Origin of the sequence: Paraglaciecola sp. MB-3u-78 (assembly GCF_002835935.1) — a bacterium.
In the GTDB taxonomy this organism is placed as follows: Bacteria; Pseudomonadota; Gammaproteobacteria; order Enterobacterales; family Alteromonadaceae; genus Paraglaciecola.
The window spans coordinates 864,700-885,895 of the sequence record NZ_PJCF01000006.1 but is presented as its reverse complement, the minus strand read 5'-3'; the positions used below and the strand labels follow the sequence as shown (position 1 = coordinate 885,895).

The 21,196-nt window shown below is 41.9% G+C and carries 18 protein-coding genes and 4 pseudogenes; 13 read left to right on the top strand and 9 right to left on the bottom strand.

All coding sequences use genetic code 11. From position 1 onward, the window contains the following. Positions 1-15: 15 nt before the first annotated feature. The gene (locus CXF95_RS18440) at positions 16-795 is read left to right on the top strand and encodes a DeoR/GlpR family DNA-binding transcription regulator (protein WP_101200022.1); all 780 of its coding nucleotides are present in this window, start codon (positions 16-18) and stop codon (positions 793-795) included. A gap of 1 nt (position 796) precedes the next feature. Next, complete coding sequence (gene glmS, locus CXF95_RS18435) at positions 797-2,629, top strand: glutamine--fructose-6-phosphate transaminase (isomerizing) (RefSeq protein ID WP_101200021.1); 1,833 nt, start codon at positions 797-799, stop codon at positions 2,627-2,629. A 366-nt stretch (positions 2,630-2,995) separates the two neighbouring features. Here the strand turns inward: glmS and CXF95_RS18430 are convergent, their stop codons facing one another. After that, positions 2,996-3,565, bottom strand: coding sequence for a cytochrome P460 family protein (locus CXF95_RS18430; RefSeq protein ID WP_101200020.1), 570 nt, complete (start codon positions 3,563-3,565; stop codon positions 2,996-2,998). Between the two features lie 4 nt (positions 3,566-3,569). Continuing rightward, positions 3,570-4,199 (bottom strand): cytochrome P460 family protein, encoded by a 630-nt coding sequence (locus tag CXF95_RS18425; RefSeq protein WP_101200019.1) that lies wholly within the window; start codon positions 4,197-4,199, stop codon positions 3,570-3,572. Between the two features lie 114 nt (positions 4,200-4,313). On the opposite strand from CXF95_RS18425, the gene CXF95_RS18420 reads away from it, so the two are divergent. From CXF95_RS18420 to selD, 4 genes are all read left to right on the top strand, one after another. After that, the gene (locus tag CXF95_RS18420) at positions 4,314-5,249 is read left to right on the top strand and encodes an AraC family transcriptional regulator (protein WP_232787910.1); all 936 of its coding nucleotides are present in this window, start codon (positions 4,314-4,316) and stop codon (positions 5,247-5,249) included. An 884-nt stretch (positions 5,250-6,133) separates the two neighbouring features. Next, positions 6,134-7,252, top strand: coding sequence for a protein adenylyltransferase Fic (fic, locus tag CXF95_RS18415; protein ID WP_101200018.1), 1,119 nt, complete (start codon positions 6,134-6,136; stop codon positions 7,250-7,252). Between the two features lie 96 nt (positions 7,253-7,348). Next, positions 7,349-8,431: a tRNA 2-selenouridine(34) synthase MnmH gene (mnmH, locus tag CXF95_RS18410; RefSeq protein WP_101200017.1), complete on the top strand. Its 1,083-nt coding sequence runs from the start codon at positions 7,349-7,351 to the stop codon at positions 8,429-8,431. 87 nt (positions 8,432-8,518) lie between these two features. After that, entirely contained in the window at positions 8,519-10,681 is a 2,163-nt protein-coding gene (gene selD, locus CXF95_RS18405) for a selenide, water dikinase SelD (RefSeq protein WP_101200016.1), read from the top strand. A gap of 25 nt (positions 10,682-10,706) precedes the next feature. Here the strand turns inward: selD and CXF95_RS18400 are convergent, their stop codons facing one another. Together CXF95_RS18400 and CXF95_RS18390 are read right to left on the bottom strand one after the other, a co-directional pair. Then, positions 10,707-10,973 carry a DUF6356 family protein gene (locus CXF95_RS18400; RefSeq protein WP_101200015.1) on the bottom strand — a complete coding sequence of 89 codons (267 nt, stop codon included), beginning with the start codon at positions 10,971-10,973 and terminating at the stop codon, positions 10,707-10,709. An 869-nt stretch (positions 10,974-11,842) separates the two neighbouring features. After that, on the bottom strand, positions 11,843-12,085 hold the full coding sequence (locus CXF95_RS18390) for a hypothetical protein (protein WP_101200014.1): 243 nt from the start codon (positions 12,083-12,085) through the stop codon (positions 11,843-11,845). Positions 12,086-12,114: 29 nt separating this feature from the next. Between CXF95_RS18390 and CXF95_RS18385 the strand changes: the two are divergent. Together CXF95_RS18385 and CXF95_RS18380 are read left to right on the top strand one after the other, a co-directional pair. Beyond that, positions 12,115-13,307: pseudogene (locus tag CXF95_RS18385) on the top strand (Gfo/Idh/MocA family protein). A 92-nt stretch (positions 13,308-13,399) separates the two neighbouring features. Further along, positions 13,400-13,687 (top strand): annotated as a pseudogene (locus CXF95_RS18380) (sugar phosphate isomerase/epimerase family protein); the annotation flags it as partial. A gap of 12 nt (positions 13,688-13,699) precedes the next feature. On the opposite strand, the gene CXF95_RS18375 reads toward CXF95_RS18380, so the two are convergent. Further along, positions 13,700-14,725 carry an IS630 family transposase gene (locus CXF95_RS18375; RefSeq protein WP_198556590.1) on the bottom strand — a complete coding sequence of 342 codons (1,026 nt, stop codon included), beginning with the start codon at positions 14,723-14,725 and terminating at the stop codon, positions 13,700-13,702. A 57-nt stretch (positions 14,726-14,782) separates the two neighbouring features. Here CXF95_RS18375 and CXF95_RS18370 point away from each other — a divergent pair. After that, positions 14,783-15,070: pseudogene (locus CXF95_RS18370) on the top strand (sugar phosphate isomerase/epimerase family protein); the annotation flags it as partial. An 11-nt stretch (positions 15,071-15,081) separates the two neighbouring features. Next, positions 15,082-15,243, top strand: a pseudogene (locus CXF95_RS18365) (MFS transporter); the annotation flags it as partial. Between the two features lie 42 nt (positions 15,244-15,285). Here the strand turns inward: CXF95_RS18365 and CXF95_RS18360 are convergent. Next, positions 15,286-16,041, bottom strand: a complete 756-nt coding sequence (locus CXF95_RS18360; RefSeq protein WP_101200013.1) for an MBL fold metallo-hydrolase — start codon at positions 16,039-16,041, stop codon at positions 15,286-15,288. Between the two features lie 12 nt (positions 16,042-16,053). Beyond that, positions 16,054-16,227: a hypothetical protein gene (locus CXF95_RS30035; protein WP_198556621.1), complete on the bottom strand. Its 174-nt coding sequence runs from the start codon at positions 16,225-16,227 to the stop codon at positions 16,054-16,056. A gap of 172 nt (positions 16,228-16,399) precedes the next feature. On the opposite strand from CXF95_RS30035, the gene yjjX reads away from it, so the two are divergent. Together yjjX and CXF95_RS18350 are read left to right on the top strand one after the other, a co-directional pair. After that, positions 16,400-16,927, top strand: a complete 528-nt coding sequence (gene yjjX / locus CXF95_RS18355; RefSeq protein ID WP_101200012.1) for an inosine/xanthosine triphosphatase — start codon at positions 16,400-16,402, stop codon at positions 16,925-16,927. A gap of 153 nt (positions 16,928-17,080) precedes the next feature. Beyond that, positions 17,081-17,293 (top strand): hypothetical protein, encoded by a 213-nt coding sequence (locus CXF95_RS18350; RefSeq protein ID WP_101200011.1) that lies wholly within the window; start codon positions 17,081-17,083, stop codon positions 17,291-17,293. Positions 17,294-17,332: 39 nt separating this feature from the next. Here the strand turns inward: CXF95_RS18350 and pdsS are convergent, their stop codons facing one another. Together pdsS and pdsR are read right to left on the bottom strand one after the other, a co-directional pair. Next, the gene (gene pdsS, locus CXF95_RS18345; RefSeq protein WP_101200117.1) at positions 17,333-19,510 is read right to left on the bottom strand and encodes a proteobacterial dedicated sortase system histidine kinase; all 2,178 of its coding nucleotides are present in this window, start codon (positions 19,508-19,510) and stop codon (positions 17,333-17,335) included. Between the two features lie 43 nt (positions 19,511-19,553). Then, positions 19,554-20,246 (bottom strand): proteobacterial dedicated sortase system response regulator, encoded by a 693-nt coding sequence (gene pdsR, locus CXF95_RS18340; protein WP_101200010.1) that lies wholly within the window; start codon positions 20,244-20,246, stop codon positions 19,554-19,556. A gap of 210 nt (positions 20,247-20,456) precedes the next feature. Between pdsR and pdsO the strand changes: the two genes are divergently transcribed. Continuing rightward, positions 20,457-21,191: a sortase-associated OmpA-like protein PdsO gene (pdsO, locus tag CXF95_RS18335; RefSeq protein ID WP_101200009.1), complete on the top strand. Its 735-nt coding sequence runs from the start codon at positions 20,457-20,459 to the stop codon at positions 21,189-21,191. Positions 21,192-21,196 lie beyond the last annotated feature (5 nt).

Below are 21,196 nucleotides of genomic sequence, written 5' to 3'. Positions count from 1 at the left end.
AACTTATTCTAATTCATGCAAAAACGTAATACCCAACAAAGAAGACGTGGAATCATCGAGCAACTCAATCTTACCGGTGAAGTAGCGGTTGATGAATTAGCTAAGCTGTTCTCAACTTCAGAAGTCACCATTCGTAAAGATTTTGTCGAACTTGAAAGCAATGGGCTGCTGCTAAGAAAGTTTGGTGGGGCTATTTTGCTGCCAACCAGTGCCTCTGAACTGTCAGATGAAAAGGTATCCCCCCACAAAAAAGCTATCGCTGCCGCCGCAGCTTCTTTAATCAAAGATCACAATCGAATCATTATAGACAGTGGCAGCACTACTGCAGCATTGTTACCTGAATTAAAACATAAGACAGGTTTGTTGGTGATGACTAACTCACTGCAAGTGGCCAGCTATTTATTAGAGCGGGAAAACGAACCCAAAGTATTAATGACCGGGGGTACATGGGACACTCAATCCCATTCTTTCCAAGGTAAAATGGCAGAACTGGTGCTGAATGAATATAACTTTGATCAAGCTTTTATTGGCGCGGCTGGCTTGGACCCGCAAAAAGGCACCACCACGTTTAACGAATTAACACAACTAAGCCAAACAATGGCCAAGGTATGCAATCAAGTGATTGTTATGGCCGAGTCTGAAAAATTCCAAAGAAAAATACCGAATGTAGAGTTGCCATGGAGTGCAATTTCGGTTCTAGTAACTGACGATAAAATATCAGCTGATGTAAAACAACAAATTGAACAACAGGGCGTAGACGTTATCTGTGCCAAGTCAACAGAGATTGGAGCTTAATATGTGTGGGATTGTAGGGGCGATTGCCGAACGTAATGTAGTTGAAATATTATTAGAAGGTTTACGACGCCTAGAATATCGAGGATACGACTCGGCCGGCGTTGCTCTATTAGATAGCCAAGGCAATCTCACCCGTACCAGACGCATAGGTAAAGTAAAAGAGCTGGCACAAGCGTTAAAAGAGCAACCTGTTAAAGGTGCAACCGGTATAGCTCATACACGATGGGCGACCCATGGTGGAGTAACCGAAGCCAACGCCCATCCACATTTTTCATCTGAACGTATAGCTGTTGTTCACAACGGTATCATCGAAAACTACCAAACATTGCGTGAAGAACTCACCCAAGCAGGTTACGGCTTTAGTTCAGACACAGACACTGAAACCATTGCTCATCAGGTTCATTTAGAACTTGATAGATGTGGTAATTTACTCAAAGCGGTACAAAACTCTGTCACTAAGTTTCACGGTGCATACGGTACGGTGATTATGGATAAACAGGATCCAGAGCGGATCATTGTCGCCCGATCTGGCAGCCCATTAGTCATTGGCTTAGGCATAGGCGAAAACTTTATCGCCTCAGACCAAATGGCATTATTGCCTGTTACTCGCCGTTTTATGTTTTTAGAAGAAGGGGATGTTGCCGAAATTTCCCGCACTAGCATTAAGGTTTACGACCAAACAGGCGCACCAGTAGAACGTGAAGTTGTTGAGTCAGATGTAGAACACGATGCAGGTGATAAAGGTGGTTATCGCCACTATATGCTAAAAGAAATCCACGAACAGCCAAGTGTTATTCGTAATACTCTTCATGGTCGGTTAAATGAAACCGGCATCAGCCCAAATATATTTGGCCATGGTGCCGACAAAATACTAGCCGGTATCAAACATGTGCAAATTATCGCATGCGGTACTAGTTATCATTCAGGCATGACAGCACGTTACTGGTTAGAACAATATGCCAATGTATCCTGTAATGTCGAAATTGCCTCAGAATTTCGCTACCGAAAATCCTTTGTGCATCCCAATAGTTTAATTATCACTATCTCACAATCCGGTGAAACAGCAGACACACTCGCTGCACTTAGGCTTGCCAAACAACAAGGTTACTCAGCAAGTTTAACTATCTGTAACGTGCCCGGCTCATCACTAGTAAGAGAATCAGACTTGGCCTTTATGACCCTAGCTGGGGCAGAAATTGGGGTTGCCTCCACCAAGGCATTTACGACTCAACTTACCGGTTTTTTAATGTTGACCCTAGCCATTGGCCAACACAACGACATGCGTCAAACAGACCATGACCACATAGTGAAAGCGCTACATAGCCTACCCGCTAAGTTAGAAGAAACACTGACGTTAACCGATGCAATAAAAGAACTGGCCAAAGAATTTGCTGATAAACATCACAGCTTGTTTTTAGGTAGAGGCGATCAATACCCCATAGCGATGGAAGGAGCCCTTAAACTCAAAGAAATTTCGTACATTCATGCTGAAGCCTACGCATCAGGTGAACTTAAACATGGGCCATTAGCATTAATCGACGACGAAATGCCCGTCATAGTGGTCGCACCAAATAATGAACTACTAGAAAAACTTAAATCAAATGTAGAAGAAGTCCGCGCACGCGGTGGCATTATGTATGTCTTCGCTGACAAAAAAGCCAATTTCAAAAGTGACGATACTATGCGCGTGATCAATGTTCCACATTGTGAAGCGGCTATCGCTCCGATTATCTACACCCTACCACTTCAACTGTTGTCATATTATGTAGCAGTCATAAAAGGCACTGATGTGGATCAACCTAGAAACTTAGCAAAAAGTGTAACTGTTGAATAACTGTTTACTTTAGGTTACCTGTTGTTGTGTGAGCATATTAAAGTTTGAAACTGGACATAAGTTTTTGGAACCCGCTTTTAAAGCGGGTTTTGTTTTTTTAAGGAACACTAAGAATAATGTTCACAATGGGTGATCTTCCCACAGTGGATCAGTTTGATTGTATGATTGGCCATATACGCCGTGCTGCGTTGTGGCCGTAAATAAAGGTCTAATGCAAATGGTTAAGAAAACGGTATTAACTATACGTAAGCGCTGAATAATGTATAGAAATTGTGTTTATAAAGTTCAATTTTATCGACACAACATGCGGTCATGTCGATAAGTTAAATCAACAACCCAGCTTCCTTAATTTAGAAATTGCCATACTTATCTCTCCGTATTCAGGATTGGATAAGCCTCTGTATATATCCAATCATTCTGTTTGGCTGGTATATGGCAGCCTAAACAATCAGTTTTGTAATCAGTCGCTACATTCTTGAATTTGCCTCCTTCTTTTATATCAGGCTTATAAAGTGCCCAACCCCAACCGTCCCCCCAAAGCGGGTTATTAGCAAAACGCCCTTCACTATCTTTGACCATTACAAACCATTGCTTTAGAACATTGTTGGCATAGTTGACATTTTCACCCGTAGTATAGGTGCCAGCGTGCGAAGCGCGGAGCTCTTTGACAATAGTTGCCCCGTCAGGAAACTTGTTGTTTATCCTATAATACTCAACACTCGCCTTTTCGGTATAAACGTCATGAAAACCACTTGCACCGCCTTCTGGCACAAACCACGACCCCAAGTGCACCATTTCATTTCTAACGTTATTTGGTAATGTGATGTTACCTTGATTGTCTACATTAGTTGAGAATGACTCTTTCGCCAGGACATGTGAGCCATAGATACTGAGCATCAAGGTACTAGTTACAATAGCCTTAAGGGTAATATTCATAGTTTTATTCCTGCATTGTAAGATCAGAAGATACGCCACCTGTAGCCTCCTTACCCTTTGCTTTACCTGCACTTAAAATCGGATAATATTGGGTGAAGACAAAATCGTCTGCCGCCGATGCGGCATGACAAGCGTTACACGACGCTGCTGGAAAGGCCTTGGCGGTTTTATTTAGGCTGCTATGGTCGAGTGTTGAAAAGCTATAGTAGCCCCAGTTTCCCGGTTCATTTGGAAAATGTTTTTTACTTTTTATAGTGGCTTCTAGGCCTAAGAAATTCCCTTGAAAGTAACCCTGTCCACTCACAGCAGCTTTACTGCCTACGGCAACTAACTCTTTCATCAATATAGTGCCATTTCTGAATTCACCTTTTTTCTTCCAATGTGACCAACTTTTAGGATCGATATAGACATTATGAAACTCTGGAAAAGCCGCTTTGCCATTATTCAGTTCATTTGGAGTCAGCGGTGTACCCACATATACCCACTCTCGATAGCCCGTTGGACGTTGTAATTCATCGTTTTGAATAGTGAAAAACTCTTCTGCCTGCACGTTACCTGTAGTCAAAATACTAATATTTAGCGCCAAAACTAAAAAACTGTAGGTATAAAGTAAGTTGTATATTTTCGCTGTCATGTCTATTTCCTTTAATCATAGGTAAGGTAGTGAGTGAACCTCACTCTGGTTTATGCGACATAGGTAGCTTAATTTAAATGAACCCATTAGCTGGTATCTAGGAGACGCTTAAAAGTGCCTGAAAGAATCAATCATGACGAAGCTGAGTTTAATGTAGTAGGAGATGTGCTTGAAACATTGCGTTTTAAAGGCTCAATATTTTTTCGTTCAGATTTGGCGGCTCCGTGGGGTATGTCTTTGCACGAAGTAGATATTCCACGTTTTCATATCGCCATGTCGGGGAGTTTTTATGTGGGCTCCGACAACGCAGCACCCGTCAATGTTCATCACATGGAAATTGTCATGTTACCCAGCGGTCGCTCTCATTGGGTAGCCGATCAGCCAGGTAGGACGCTCATATCGAGCCTTCGGGCAGGAGAGGCATGCGAATTAGGGGATCCGCTTTTTCAGCAAGGCGAAATCACCCAAAGTTTAATGTGTGGGATTGTGCACTATGACAAAGCGTCAAGTCATCCGCTCCTTGATTCATTGCCTCAAGTATTGCACTTTCGAGAGTTAACATCAGCCGATCCCATTTGGATGGCTGTGAAGCTCATCGAATCGGAAATGCACCGTGCACGGGGAAAGCGTGACACCATAGTAGATCGCCTAACCGAAGTGCTATTTTTACAATTACTTAATCGTTATATCCATAAAAACAAGGAAATCACTGGATTTTTAGCGGCTTTGCAAGATAAACGCATACATAAAGCCTTGACCTTGATCCATCTAGAGCCCAATTTTAATTGGTCTATCACTAGTTTAGGCGAGCGAATAGGCATGTCTCGTGCCACTCTGGTGAGACACTTCCAGTCGTCAGTCGGTTTAGCGCCTATGGCGTATATTTTGAACTGGCGGATGATGAAAGCTTATAATTTAATCAAATACTCAAATGCGAATTTGGAACAAGTCGCCGAACAAGTTGGTTTTGCTTCTGCTCGAACCTTAAGCAAAGCATTTCAAAGACAATATGTCATGACACCAAGTGAGTTGAGGCGCACTGAGGGATAACCAACCACTCAAAAGGCTTCCTCCCCCTAATCTGGTAAATGACTAAAAATTAACAGGACATCCACGTTAATTCATAACAAATAAACCTAAATTTCTGTCGGTAAAACCGATGCTTTTCCCCCTCCCCCTCGCATCTATGTTCGCCAATTATTTATGAGATTTAGTAGGGTGAAACTGGAATTTTTAGAAGCACAGCTTCGCCCAGTTGAACAGCTCGACACGGAAGTCGAGATTGGGTGCCGATCATCAGGGACGTGTGATTGACTACTTTGAAGGTTTTGAACCTAGTTGCGATGAACCGGCTAAATCTCATAAATAATTGGATGAAGAACATAACTTGGCGAGCGGCCTTTCTTGCTTACTTCTTTTGGCTTTAGAAAAGAAGTAAGTCGCACAGAAAGGGATTCTGTGAGATACCTGCCAAGGATGGCAGTGCCCGACAGGGTATCAGAAGAGCAAAGGATCGTAGACGTTGATCGAGTTTATTAACAGCTGTTTTGCCGAACACGGTGGTGCCAAACAGTTGGATAAAGTATTGCTTAGCCAAACAACTAGACAAAGTCTTGGCCAATCAGCTTGATATCGTTTTGGATGAACTTAGTGATGCAATGTGGGCCTAGACGGATAAAAAATGCAAAGACAGCAAATCCAATTACCTATACATAAGAAACATAACATGTATAAGAAACCTAATAACCTATATACATAGCGTCAATCGTGTACATAAAAATTAATTTTATAAACATGTTAAGCCCTCATGTCGATAACATCGACATGAGCACAATACGTGTCGAAAAAACTGAAATTTGTCGACATAATTACTTTACCTGTCGATCCCATCAACCTATACTCACTTCATGTCGACAAAATAAGATAAAATAAACATGACTTGGCAGCCCGATATTCCATTTAATCAACTTCCGCCACTGCCACCCGCAGCAGAGGTAGTGGATTCTGTTGCTGTGCTTAAAGCCTGTATTCCGGCTCGCGCCGCCTTGGCAGAACTTAAGCAGGCCGGGGCATTATTGCCCAATCAAGGTCTACTGATTAATTTATTACCCTTGTTAGAAGCAAAAGACAGCTCTGAGATTGAGAACATCATCACCACCTCAGATAAGTTGTTTCAACATGCGCAGGAAGACAGCCAAGCCGACCCTGCCACTAAAGAAGCTTTGCGTTATCGCACAGCTTTATATGATGGCTTTATGCGGCTAAAACAGCGCCCTTTGTGCACCAATACCGCAATTGAGGTATGCAGCACCTTAAAAGGCACGCAAATGGATGTACGTAAAGTGCCGGGCACTGTTATTGCTAATTTTTTTGCAAATAACAGTCGCGGTGAGATTATTTACACACCGCCCGTGGGTGAAAAGCAAATCCGTGATTTACTCAGTAATTGGGAGCAATTTCTGCACACTGACGACGGGGTGGATCCTCTTATTAAAATGACCATCAGTCATTACCAGTTTGAAGCCATTCACCCCTTTCATGATGGCAACGGCCGAACTGGGCGAATATTGAATATTCTGTATTTGATAGAGCAAGACTTGTTAACCCTGCCAATCTTGTATTTAAGTCGCTACATTGTGCAGCACAAAGCGCAATATTACGCGCTGCTAAATGCAGTAACCAAAAACGGTGACTGGCAAGCGTGGATCATCTACATGTTATCTGGCGTTACCGAGATGGCTAATTGGACTTCGGCTAAAATAGCCGCGGTTAAAGAGTTGATTGAACATACCAGCGAGTTTATCAGGCTAAACTTGCCAAAAATGTACAGCTTCGAATTAGTGCAAGTTATTTTCGAGCAACCTTATTGTCGTATCGCCAATCTAGTAGATAAAGACATTGCCAAACGGCAAACCGCATCTGTGTACCTTAAACAACTGGTAGATATTGGTGTATTGCAAGAACAACAAGTAGGCAAAGAAAAACTCTTTGTGCATCCCAAACTGATGCAGTTAATGACTCTAGACAACAACCAATTTGAACTTTACGCCTGATTTATCTGGCATAGAAATCAATAAATACTGAATCTTATTTGAGTTCACCCCCCGTAGCGCGCCATAATACATTTTCACACCATCTGAGTCCTCATTTTGCAATCTATCACCGACTTCAAACAGCTGTTTTTATCCGATACGCCGATGATAGACGTACGCGCGCCCATCGAGTTTATTAAAGGGGCTTTTCCTTCTAGTATCAATGCGCCATTGATGAACGATGACGAGCGCGAAGCAGTAGGTACCTGCTATAAAGAGCACGGTTCTGATGCGGCGCTTGAACTCGGCCACCAATTAGTTTTAGGGGATATAAAAGCGCAACGTTTACAACAATGGAAAAATTTCATTAATGAGCACCCTGACGGGATTTTTTATTGCTTTAGAGGTGGTTTACGATCTCGCATTTCGCAGCAATGGCTGAATGAGTTAGGCATAGACCGACCTTATGTGGAAGGTGGCTATAAAGCGATGCGCACTTATCTGCTCGAGCAATTGCAACAACGAGCCAGTGAAGGTCGGTTTCTTGTTCTCTCTGGTAAAACCGGCAGCGGTAAAACAGAAGTAATCAACGATTGGCCACATTCCATTGACCTAGAGGGTTTAGCAAACCACAGGGGCAGTGCCTTTGGTAAAACCTTTGTCCCACAGCCTACACAAATTAATTTCGAAAATGCGTGGTCGGTGGCATGGTTAAAACGCATCCATGTTAACGATTCACCGGTACTGATTGAAGATGAATCACGTTTAATTGGTCGCGTTGTAGTATTTCCAGAGTATTTAGCGGCGACTAAGTTCGCCAGTAACATTTTGCTTGAAGCCCCGTATGAAGAGCGTATTGCCCGCATCCGACGGGATTATTTTATGGATGCTTTCGAACATTATGAAAAAAGTCACCCCGACACCTCTTATGATTTACTGGATGCCTTTATTCGAGATGCAGTCTTGCGGATTAAAAAACGCTTGGGAGGGGCTAAGTTTACGTTGATTAATGCAACACTCGATTCGGCAATTAATGCACTGAAAAGCCAAAACCAGTGGTCTGGTTTTGACGACATTATTCACGTACTACTCAGTGAATATTACGACCCAATATACGAATATCAGTACCAGCAAAAGAGCGAAAAAACTATTTTCAAAGGCTCCCATGGGGAAATTATACAATGGCTAGCCACAACATGATGTTATGTAAAAATGTGATCATTCCCATATGTACACATTGGCTCGGCAATAAAGCGGTTACCAATACTTTTATAAGAAAACATCACCATGCATGAACATGACTTAGTGTTTATCGGCGGTGGGCATTCCCACTCCTTAGTGTTGAGAATATTGGCTATGAAGCCAATAAAAAATGTGCGCTTAACCCTCATTACCGATACGTTGTTAACGCCTTATTCAGGTATGCTGCCAGGTTACATTGCTGGGCATTACAGCGAAGAAGAAACACACTTAGACTTAAACAAACTGTGCAAAGCGGCACAGGTTCGGTTAATTCACGGTCGCGTTAACGGCATTGATGTCGCTAATAAAACGATTCAATTAGAAAACCAAGCCAGCATCGGCTACGACAAAGTATCGATCAATACCGGTTCGACACCCAACGTCAATGTTGAAGGTGCCCGTGAATTTGCTGTTGGAGTAAAACCCGTCAGTCAACTCACTGCTACGTGGCGAAAACTACTTGCCGAAAAAACCAAAGATACTAACGATAAGAGTTCCACACAAAATACCGCCCACTGGGCGGTTATTGGTGGCGGTGCGGCAGGTATCGAAATGGTGCTGGCTATTGCTTATCGGTTTAAGCAGGCAGGCGAGGCTTTAAAGCTATCGCTGGTGCAGTCTGGCGCTAAATTACTACCGGGCTCTCATAAAAACGTACAAAAACAGGTGACTATTGCACTCAAGCAGTACGACATCGATTTAATTACTGGGTTTCGAGTTTCCCGCGTCACTAAAAATGAAATTGAGTCAGACACAGGCAACTCACTGAGTATTCAACGGTCTATTTGGTGCACGCCAGCCACTGCGCCTATATGGCCAAAACTTGCCGGACTGGATACTGACGAAAGTGGGTTTATTGCTGTGAATCAGTTTTTACAAAGCACTTCCCACAAGGATGTTTTTGCCTGCGGTGATGTGGCGACCATGGTTAAATCACCTCGACCCAAAGCGGGCGTGTACGCGGTGCGTTCGGCACCCTTTTTAACTAAAAACATACGTGCTGCATTTAGCCAACAAGTGATGACACCTGTATCGCTACAAACCGATTTTTTGTCGCTGATTTCTTTAGGTGGTAAAAATGCAGTGGGCCAACGGAGCTGGTTAAGCTTAAATGGCGAATGGGTTTGGCGATGGAAAGATCAAATAGACCAAAAATTTATGGCCTTGTTTTCTAAAAACCTACCCGCCATGCCTACAATGAATAACGAACCTATGCATTGCGCTGGATGTGGCAGTAAAATTGGCCCTGAATTATTAAGTGATACCCTTAAAGAACTCAGTGTTTTTCCCAATAAACACTTTGATACTGATTTAACACAAGCAGAAGATGCGCCCGTTGCTGCAGTTATTAACAACACATCGTTATTACAAAGCATTGATGGTTTTCGCGCCTTTAGTGACGATGATTATAAATTGGGTATCGCGGCGACTCATCACGCCGTCAACGATTTATACGCCATGGGTTTGCAGCCAACCAGCGCCCAAGTGTGGGCCAATTTAAAGTTTTCACATCCGCGATTAACCAAGCGAGATTTTAAACGATTAATGCAAGGCGTCACTGAAACCTTGCTGCACCATGAAACCACACTAGTGGGTGGCCATAGTACCGAGGGCATAGAGACCCACTTAGCGCTAGTGGTGAATGCAACTGGTGACGCGTATTGGCAAAAAAATGCCCTTCAAGAAGGTGATTGGTTACTTTTAAATAAACCATTGGGTTCGGGACTGATACTCGCGGCCGATGCCCAAGGTAAGGCAACAACTCAGAGTATTGAAGCACTGTGGCGTCATTTACTGCAATCAAATAGAGCGTTTTTTTTGACTCTCAAAAATATAAAGGTTCACGCCGCCACCGACGTAACCGGTTTTGGTCTGATTGGACACCTTTTAGAAATGCTTAAAGGAACACCATTTGGTATAAACATCACCACGGACAGTGTACCTCTCATCAACGGCGCGCTCGAATTAAGTCGCCAAGGGTTTGAGTCCACATTACTGCCACAATTAATGCCGATGTTGCATCAATGTCATACCAATAATGTAGATTTAGCGGTCATTAAATGTTTACTGGACCCGCAAACAAACGGAGGTTTACTGGTGTCTGTTTCAGCTGATGTAGGTCGAGACATTATGTCTAAAACTGGTGCGGTTAAGATTGGCGAGGTGTATAGGGCTCAACGGGATAAAAAAATATTGCAGTTAAGCTGATTCACTATATCAATCTAGACTCTCGCTAGATCATATACTCTATCGAACTCTCATGATCTTCATTTGAAGCGACCTCGCTACTACCTTTAACCCTAAAAGTGACCATTTTTACATGTAACTCCGTAATTGCTTTACTGCCGGTTTTGATACATAAACCTGGTACTAAAGCATGCATAAAGCATGCTATTGCTGCCTTAAAAAGTTTCATTGAAAAACTCATTGCGGTAAAAAAATGTTGTATGTATGTTTCGTTGACGGACTTTGGATGGTCAGTAAAGAGTTGTTTAAGCATGTCTGTTTCCTATTTCTGAGTTTAACTAACTCCATGAGCCTCTTGGCTCAATATCAGTTAAAGAATATTAGGTCGCCAAGTGTGGAAGAATTCGTATTACCAATTAATTACATGCTCTTTGCGTATAAATCAAGGATTAGTTCAGAAAAAATAATAACCAGATGGGAGGCCCATAACTAAATTTATTAAAATAAAATGAAAGGGAAGCAAATGTATACTGGTTCCAGCTATTGTTTTCAATTAGAGTTAAACTTCTTATAGAGGTGAACTCTTTAATAGAAGCAGTCAATAATTAACCGCATTCAGACAGAAAACGACCTGAATTTTCCAAGCGCAGTAACTCATTCCCTAAAAGTGTTGTTTAGATTTGATCAACATTAGTCAAAAACTATATATCAGAGTCGCCCTGGCCATTGTAATGGTGGCAGTGGTTGTGTCGCTGCTTGTATCTGCCTTATCCTATTATTTTGGTTTGGAAACAAGGCAGCATTCGAGTTATTTAGTTGCAGAACAATTGTCAAAAATGGTAGAAAAAACAGCCGTTATCTCGGCAAATTCTAATGACCCTGAACTCTGGATAAGACGTGCCGCAACACTAAAAGTAATCATAACAAAAACAGTATGTTAGATAGTTTTATTGATTAGGCTAATAAATATATCCAGTGCTGTAGTTATCGAGGCGAGCTTGTGAAGGAATAGCGAGCTATTGAGAGCAAGTTCAACGAAGATAGGCCTGATAATAGCGGTGCTGGACGGTATGGCTTATCCAGAGATCAGGTTACATAGACTGTGAAATCAACATATGATCTAACAAGTTACCTTTTCCGTGATGCAGATGACTAAATTTAATTGACTCGGCAATGGCAGAACTACATGGCAGTAACACTCTGGGTATCAACAATTAACGTGTCTAAAGCTGATAATTCACGTTTTGGATTATTGGCGGTATGTGTTGCCAATTCCTGCCCATTGACTTCTTGCAAACACTGAATATCGGCATCTAGCCGAGCCAAAGTCCCCCTTAAGGTGGGAATGAGTTCAAGTAAAGTCGGTGTATAATCACCGCTCGACACATCTAAATTTTCAATATTAAAAGTCGCACTTTTAAACATAATCTAATCAATGAATACTGGGTAACACCATGGAACAGTCTAAAAAAATAAGAATGGGAATGGTTGGTGGCGGCCAAGACGCATTTATTGGTGCAGTGCAGTGCATCGGATGGCAGCTAACCTAGATGGCAATATTGAATTAGTATGCGGTGCTTTCAGTTCAGACCCAGAAAAAAGTATCTCTTCTGGCAAGCAATTGTATTTACCTGCTACTCGTTGTTATGCAAATTATGCACAAATGTTCGCTGAAGAAGCGAAGTTACCGGTACACCAAAGGATGCAGTTTGTCTCTATTGTTACGCCTAATCATTTGCATTTCCCTGTCGCTAAAGCGGCACTAGAAGCAGGATTTCATGTACTCAGCGATAAGCCCGCTACTTTCACACTTCAAGAAGCATTGGATTTAGCAGAGGTATTAAAAACGTCTAGACAACTATACGGACTCACTCATTCCTACAACGGTTATCCTTTGATTAAACAAGCCAAACACTTAGTAGCAACAGGCGTTTTGGGCAAAATCAAAAAAGTGGTTGTGGAATACAGCCAGAATTGGTTGGCGAATAAAGATGATGAGCTTAGTAAACAGGCGCAGTGGCGTGTTGACCCATCAAGAGCAGGTGTCAGTTGCTGTATGGGTGACATTAGGGTACATGCTGCTAATTTGGCTGAATATGTGACAAACACAAAAATTTCAGCCATGTGTGCAGATTTAAACGCTGTGCTTGATGGCCGTCAGATCGACGACGATGGCACCGTATTATTACGCTTTGATAATGGTGCTCGTGGGGTATTAATGTCGAGTCAAATAGCAGTAGGCGAAGAAAACAACTTATGCTTACGAGTATATGGAGACGAAGGCAGTATCGACTGGTCACAAATGGAGCCTAATAGTTTATGGCTTAGATCCAACACAAAATCGACTCAGTTGATCCGCACTGGAGTGGGAAAATTTTGCTCCGCAGCTCAGGCAGCCATGCGTATTCCCGCGGGGCATCCTGAGGGTTATTTAGAAGCCTTTGCCAATATTTACCAAAATTTTTCTAAACAGATCCAAGCGTTTGAACAAGGTCTTCCATGCTCAAACGAAATATTCGACGTACCTGGCATTGACCAAGCAGTTCGTGGCATGGCGTTTATCGAAATCACGGTGAAGTTTAGCCAGTCCGAATTGAAATGGCATGACTTCAATTTATCCCCCTCAACAGTTTCAGGAGTAGCTTAATGAAACACATTAAAGGCCCAGGTATATTTCTTGCGCAGTTCGCCAGCGATGACACACCCTTTAATTCTTTTCCTGAGATTTGTAATTGGGCAGCAGGATTAGCCAAACGTTGGTTACCTATTTTAAACGCCTTTGATGAAGCCGGTGTAGACGTTTGTTACGAACTTCACCCAGGGGAAGATTTACACGACGGAGTGACCTTTGAACGCTTCTTAGAAGCGGTCGATAATCATCCACGAGCTAATATATTGTATGACCCCAGCCATTTTGTTTTACAACAACTCGACTACCTTGCTTTTATCGACATTTATCATGAACGAATTAAAGCCTTCCATGTTAAAGATGCAGAATTCACTCCCAATGGCCGATCCGGTGTATATACCCAAGTTACTTCAACTTGCAGGTTTTAGTACCTGAAAGTTATCATTTATCCGACTGTTTAATATGTCAGCAATATCCGGAAGGGTGACGTTAAAAAAATGCCGAATGTGTTGTCGAAATTCCTTTGCGCTAGAGAAATATCGATTATTGCGAGCATATTCATTCATGACTTTCCATAATCGCTCTATGGGGTTCAGATTAGGGCTGTATGGGGGCAGATAATGCAGTGTAATTCCTAATTCAGCCGCTTTGTCTTTCACCTCCTTGGAACGATGATAACCCGCCCCATCCAGCACTAAATGAAGCGTATTATTTGCTAAGTACCTCTGCTTTAGGTGCTCCATAAAATCCATGATGGTGCTGCCATTTACAGTCTCGTAATCATGCACTACCGCTTCAGCTAAATGATTTAACCGGATCGCGCCTACAACATTCATTCGGGTGCGACTGCCTGTGGTTTCAATGGGTTTATCTACCCCTTTACGTATCCATCCAGATGTCACCTTGGTCGCTTGAGTAGGATGCACTGCATCCATGAATAAAATAGGCTCATCATCCGATACGCTATCCCGTAACGTTTCATATTCTTCGATAAACGCAGCTTGCTTTTGCTCATCAAATTTATGAGGCACACCTTTAGGCTGTTTGTAACTAAAGCCGTTTTGGTGGAGCCATTTATTTAACCCAGACACTGAATAGGTAATCTTCCACGTCTTTTGAATGTAGGCCACTATTTGATGGGTGTGTAAGTAAGTGATATCTGACAGGTGTGCAACCAATTGCTGGGTTTGCTCAGTATTTAAATGACTGGCAGAGCCACCACCCGCAGGCTTGAGCTTCAGACGTTTGGCGTAATCACCGATATGGCGTGTAATGCTGGCTTCACTCTTACGCAAGGCTTGTGCAATTCTAGCGACGGTCCACCCTTCACTGCGTAACAACACCGCTTTAATACGGTCACGCTCCCTTCCATCACGGGCTTTCGTATGTCTCGCTTCTAGCGCGGTTTTTTGGTCGGGTGTAAGGGAAATATCAATCATAGGTACAGCCTGATCCTCAAATCAGACAAAATCAAGCATTTTCATTGATCACGGGTATATGGCGGTTATCAAGATTGGATAGACAGACCTGGCCGTTTCCACTCTTTAGGTGATGGTCAAATCGACTTCAAAGCCATTTGAAGCAAAATGACACAGTACGATTTTGATGGTTGGGCCGTGATGGAATGGGAATGTTGCATTAAACACCCCGAAGATGGTGCAGCAGAGGGCGCTAAATTTATTAGCGAACATCTGATAAGACCCACTGACAAAGCCTTTGATGATTTTGCAGGTGTGGAAAAAGACGTTGAAATGAACAATAAAATACTCGGCATTAAATAAGGTAAAACAATATGAATGCAGCAACTGATTTTTCAGAAAAAAATGCTAAATGTGTTTTTCGTATAAGTTGTATAGCGCTAATAGTTACAGCGATGACCTTTGCTATTCGAGCAGGTATTTTAGGTCAACAATATGGCTTAAGTGGAAAAGAACTGGGTTGGATAGCTATTATGATTCAGAGTTAACAATTTAAAAAAGGCTAAGACTAGCTAGTCTTAGCCTTTTTTTCTGAGTAATAAACGCTTTAATTTATTTTTAGCGGGGGTCCAAATGGTAAAAGGCTTTCTGGGTGCTACGGTCAGCACATGGTCGAAATCTCGCTCAGATAACGTGACTTCTCCGCCATGGGCTAACATGATAGAAGCAGGTTGCAAAGCCTGTACTTTTAAAATTGAAGCGCGATATTGGTTAGGATAATTCACTGGAATAGGCGGAATAAAGCGGTCTTTAACTTTGACCAATAAATCTGCTACATAAATGCGTTTTGAAGGTAGGTGCAACACAGATAAATCTCGATCTGTATGACCTGGAGTCAGCATCACACACCATTCATCAAAACCCGGCAATTTAGCTTGGTCAGCCAATGCATAATCAATTTTAAGATATGGCGAATACCATAAGTTTTTTCTGGTTTTACCCATTCTACTTGCCACCCAGGTCGCGAGGGCGATATCCACTAGATGCATAAATCGCCCATTTAGGCCTTTGTACCACTGAGTAGGCATATTGGCACTTACAATTTCACAACCGGTTTTTTTGCGTAATTTGTGGGCTGCTCCCGCATGATCTGGGTGCATATGAGTGACAACAATCAACTTTAGATCAGAAAATGGTCTGCTTAACTCAACAGTAATAAACTGCTCAAGCATACTGATATCTGCACGGCAACAACCATCAAGTAGTAACAACTTTTCAGGGTACTCAACCAAATAAATTGATTGAACATGCCCTTTCAAGCCATGAATTTTCAAAAGAAAATGGCTTTATTTCTGATCAATAGAATCAACTTGTTGTTCAATATATTCAATAGCGTTTTGTAAACTGCCAAAAGCACTAATCAAATTTTTTCGACCTTTATTCATCAATTCGGGATCGTTGTTTTCGGACATCATCCACACCCAAGTGCGGATCAAAGACTCTGGAGGCACATTCTTCATGGCGGTCTACATATCTCTTATTATTATTGAATACCTTGCTAGCATTGTATCGTGCTGAATCAAGGTAATCGAGTAGTGTTTTAATATAAATAACCCCCTTAGTGTTACAATTTTAAGGGATTAGCTTAGATAATTTACCCCATTGATATTTCATGAGTCGTCGAGGATCAGAATGATAAAAATTATAGTCGGGTCGAAAAACCCAGTGAAGATTAGCGCAGCTCAAAAAGCAATTTGTGACGTATTGTCTTTAAAAGAGGTGGAATGTGTCGGCATAAACGCGCCTTCAAGCGTAGCTGAACAACCGATGACAACTGAAGAAACAAAGCTTGGTGCCATCAACAGGATCGAATATTGTCAACAACACACTCAGGCTGACTTTTATGTTGCCATTGAAGGTGGCGTCGACTCATTCGAATACGGTCCAGCAACGTTTGCTTTTGTAGCTATCGCAAATAAAACACATATGTCTATTGGGCGCAGCTGTAATCTGCCTTTACCCCCGGTAATTTATCAAGCACTTAAAAGCGGTGAAGAACTAGGTCATGTTATGGACAGGTTGTTTAATACTGACAATATCAAACAAAAAGGCGGTGCAATTGGCCTTTTAACTAATGGTTTGGCCACAAGAGAAAGTGTATATAGACAAGCCATCCTCCTTGCTATGGCTCCGTTTATTCATCCAGATTTATATACATGATAAACGCTCACTTTTAATTGAGTGAGATAACTTCTGAGGGAATGAAAGGTAGTGATACTTAGACTGAAAACCTTGGATTTTTTGATTTAACTGGTATCGTATTGTCAAATATGACTCATTGTATATTAAGTTTTAAAACCACAGAGGTTAGGCATGCAAAAGACACCCAAAGAATCGCGTTTTTTTCTCTCCAAGTATTTAAGTAAAGTCGAAATTTTTGGTTGGGGACTGTGCATTTTTTCGATGATGACAATCGTCTTTGCCAAACAGCTTTCACCCGCAACTGAGCCTTATGCTTGGATTGGCGCAATCATCGGTGCAGGTATCATAGGTTGGGGAATGGCACGTAAACACAAACGAGGCTAAGCTGCTTTAAGCTACAGTAAGGTAAACTGCACATGCCTTTTAATTCTTAAACACTAAGGTCACCACTACGCCAGATTTATCTTTAAGATTATCTATTCTGATATCACCTTGGTGATATTTGGCAATAATTTTAGCGATATATAAACCTAAGCCCAGGTGCGGTTGTTCGGTGTTTTGTTGTTTGCGCACTGAAACCATAGAATCAAGTAATTGGTGTTGCATCTTCTCTGGTAGCAAGTGGCCTTGGTTGGCGATAGTCAGCACATAACCTGGATCGCTATTAACCATCTGTAGGTTAATAGTAGAATCGTGGTCACTAAATTCAACCGCATTGGCAATGATTTTATCTAACATCTGGGCGAATAACTCAGGCGCTCCATGAAAACTCGAATTAGACACAGATACTTGCACATCAAACTTTCTAGTGGCGTAGGCTAAGCGATAACCAGCCACGCAACCTTTTAATAATTCCTCTAAATCAAATGTTTCCCGATCGTTGCTTTGAATCGCTTGCTCTAATCGCGTGGCTTCGCTCATATTTGACAATATTTTACTTAACCGGGTAATACCTTGTTTAGCACGGTCCACGTATTGTTTTTTCTCTGAATTTTGTTCTTCTAATAAAAGAATGTCTAAGGAGGAATTAACAATCGCCACAGGGGTGCGTAATTCATGAGACAAACGAGAAGCCATATTTTCTAAATAGGTGTTGTACTGACTGAGTCTGCTTAACACATGAGTAAAGGTACGGGATAAGTCGCCTATCTCGTCCCGAGCATTAGAAGGAACAATATCCCCAATAATTTTGCCTTGTTGATCAATCGCACTTTCGGTTTCATTTCTAAGTTTACGAATACGCCAAGAAATACGTGAAGCAATTAAAAATAATGCCAATGTACTGATCAAAATCACCAGTAAAATATAATGAAACTGCTGTTCGAGGGCTTTATTTCTAAGGGTACGAATACCATTAGTGGTTTGTTCAACCACAACGGCCCCCATTACCGCGTTGTCAATGTAAATTGGATGAGCAGCCGACATAATCACCGCTTTATTGTCTGAACTTAAGCGCCACAAAGAGCTTGGATTGCCATTTAATGCTTGGCTTATATCTTGGCCTTGTAAAGCAAATGCATCCCGCAGATCATCTACAAAATCAGCGGGCGGCTTAGTCAATACTTGATAATAAAGGGGTAACAACCAGTTGTTTTCAATATATTTCCACCAGCTGTTTTGGCCCTGTAATTTAGTGCCACTCCCAAAGCCAAGGTGTGAGTTAGTTTGCACCCCAGATGCTCTTTGAATATTGCCCGAGCGAGCGAGCACTCGCATATGTTTATCCACTACCCATACTCTTGCGTTTGAGTATTTAAGCCCCTTAAGGATTTTTTCTATTTCTGGTGAAGGTACCAATACTGTGCCCAATGAATCCAACTGAGATGGGTTGGCCGTGCCCATTATGTGTTCAACGGCCCTAGTGTGTGGATCATCAACATCCACAATTGCAAAAGCAATTTTGCTCGACATCATGGCTAAAGGAAAACGCAATTCAAGCTGATAACCATTTGATGTATTACGCCATTGCCCCTGAATTTTAGTTTCTAATCTTTCTGGCTGTAATGAGTTTAAGTCATCTTTTAACAAATACGCGTTCACCCAACCGGGTTGTGATGGTGCAATGATATAGCGCTGAAACAAACCATTTTTATCGGTCATGGCTATTTGTAAATGGTCATTCTTATCAATACGTAAGCTATTGCTTGGCCTGAGTAATACTTTGTTATCAGTGACATCAAACATGGCATACAAAAATCTATCGTACTGTCCCACCATATGTTTAAAGTGCAAGCTATCTAACTGATAATCTTGGATTGGGTCTATCAGGTTTTGTTGGCCGTAGGCAATGGCTAAATGACGATAGTCTTGCCAGTCGTCTAACTTGCCATCTAATTGAATAGGGTAGGCAATTTTATGGGCGTATAAATCAGTGCCCGGTTTAACGTCAGTTAAATACGCCGATTGACTATCAAACAAAGCGGGCCGTTCATGTAATGCTGTGGCTACAGCGCGAGCGGTTCCCACCATCGTTTGCTCTTGGCCGATACGCAAATAGGTTTCCATTTCCCATACGTATTGATAACCCAGCCAAGGAATAGCCAATAAAAAAGAAGAGAAAAAAAGTAATTTAAGGCGCAGACCAAAACGTAGGCGGCTCATCAACTTGCTACCCACAACATTAAGTTTGGCAATGTAATCATGCTTAAATGCTTTTCCATCTATATCCCATACCGTAAACAGTTTCAACGCAGTCAAAATTTTGGTCTACCTGCATGAATTTTTTACGAATACGTTTGATGTGGGAAGTGATGGTAGTGTCATCCACAACCATTTTTGATTCATCCATCAACTGTTGACGACTTTTGACGTGCCCCGAAAATTTAGCAACAGCGTGTAACATCCAAAATTCGGTGACCGTAAGTTCGATACCCTGCCCTTTCCAACTGACTGTCATACGTTTGCTATCCATCAACAAATCGCCGGTTTTAATCAGGTCAGTGTGTGTTTGTGGCCTATCAAGTAACTCTGTACGCCTAAACAATGCCGCTATTCTGGCTAATAAATGCGGCAAACTGATGTCCTTGGTTAGATAATCATCAGCGCCCATACGCAAACCACAGATAGTGTCGTAATCATTATCTCGTGCCGTAAAAAAGATGATAGGCAACGTTTTGGATAAACTTCTTAATTGCTGACATACAGCAAAACCACCATCAATTTCATCTTCTAGACCAATATCAATGATCGCCAAGTCTGGCAGGCGCTCAGCAAATGCTTGTTCTGCACTACTTCGATTAGCATAAGGTTGCACCTCGTAACCTTGCTTACTAAGCGCCGCAATATAGTTTTCTCTGAGTGCTTGGTCATCTTCAACCAAGGCGATACGTTTTGACATAACTGACGCCTGTTTACTTTATGGCTACTTAATTTATAGCTGAACTATATCGCAAAACTTCTTTAGGTTGAGTCAATAAATAGCCCAAACATGTAATTTCCATTTTTTCGCCACAATTGACCTCAAGATTGCCATTTTCTCTCCCTGAATCAGCCACACAATCTTTGTTTACTAGAGAGGAATCAAACAACCACTCTCTTGGAGAAAAAAATGAAACTAACGAAAACTAACATCACAACTGCTATCGCATTCTCTTGCTTATTATCTGGCAGCGCTATTGCTGAACAATCCAATAAACAAGAAAAAACCAATGAAGTGATTGGCCTCAGTTCTGGCGCCATAATCGGCACCGTCATTGCTGGGCCACTAGGTGGGATAATCGCAAGCATATTTGGCGTGATGATAGCTGACGATCTGAACTCAGATAAAAGGCTAGAAACTGCGAACAATTCACTCGAACAAAAAGACCAACAACTGTTGGTGATGCAACAAAATTTCGAACAGGCAAAAGAGCGTGCAATGGTGCAAATGGCTTCCATGGATAACGCGCTAGAACTGGCGGCTTTTAAACAGAGCGCTCCAGAAATTGAAAGTAATATTCAATTTAAAACAGCGTCTTATGTTTTGGAAGAACACTACAAGTCGCAGTTAGACTTGATAGCCAAAACCCTGCAAAAAAACCCAAATGTGAGTATTACTTTATCAGGCTTCGCTGATAAACGTGGCGACAGCACTTTTAACCAAGCTCTTTCCGAGCAACGTGCGCTAACAGTAAAGAACTACCTTTTGGATAAAAACGTTAAAGAAGAGCAAGTAATCACTAACTCATTTGGTGAATCTTCATTAGTGAGTGCAGGTACGAATTTTGAAGATGACTTTTTTGATCGCCGCGTAATGTTAAAGGTATCTGATGACCAAACAGAAATGACAGCGGCCAATCAATAAGGAAA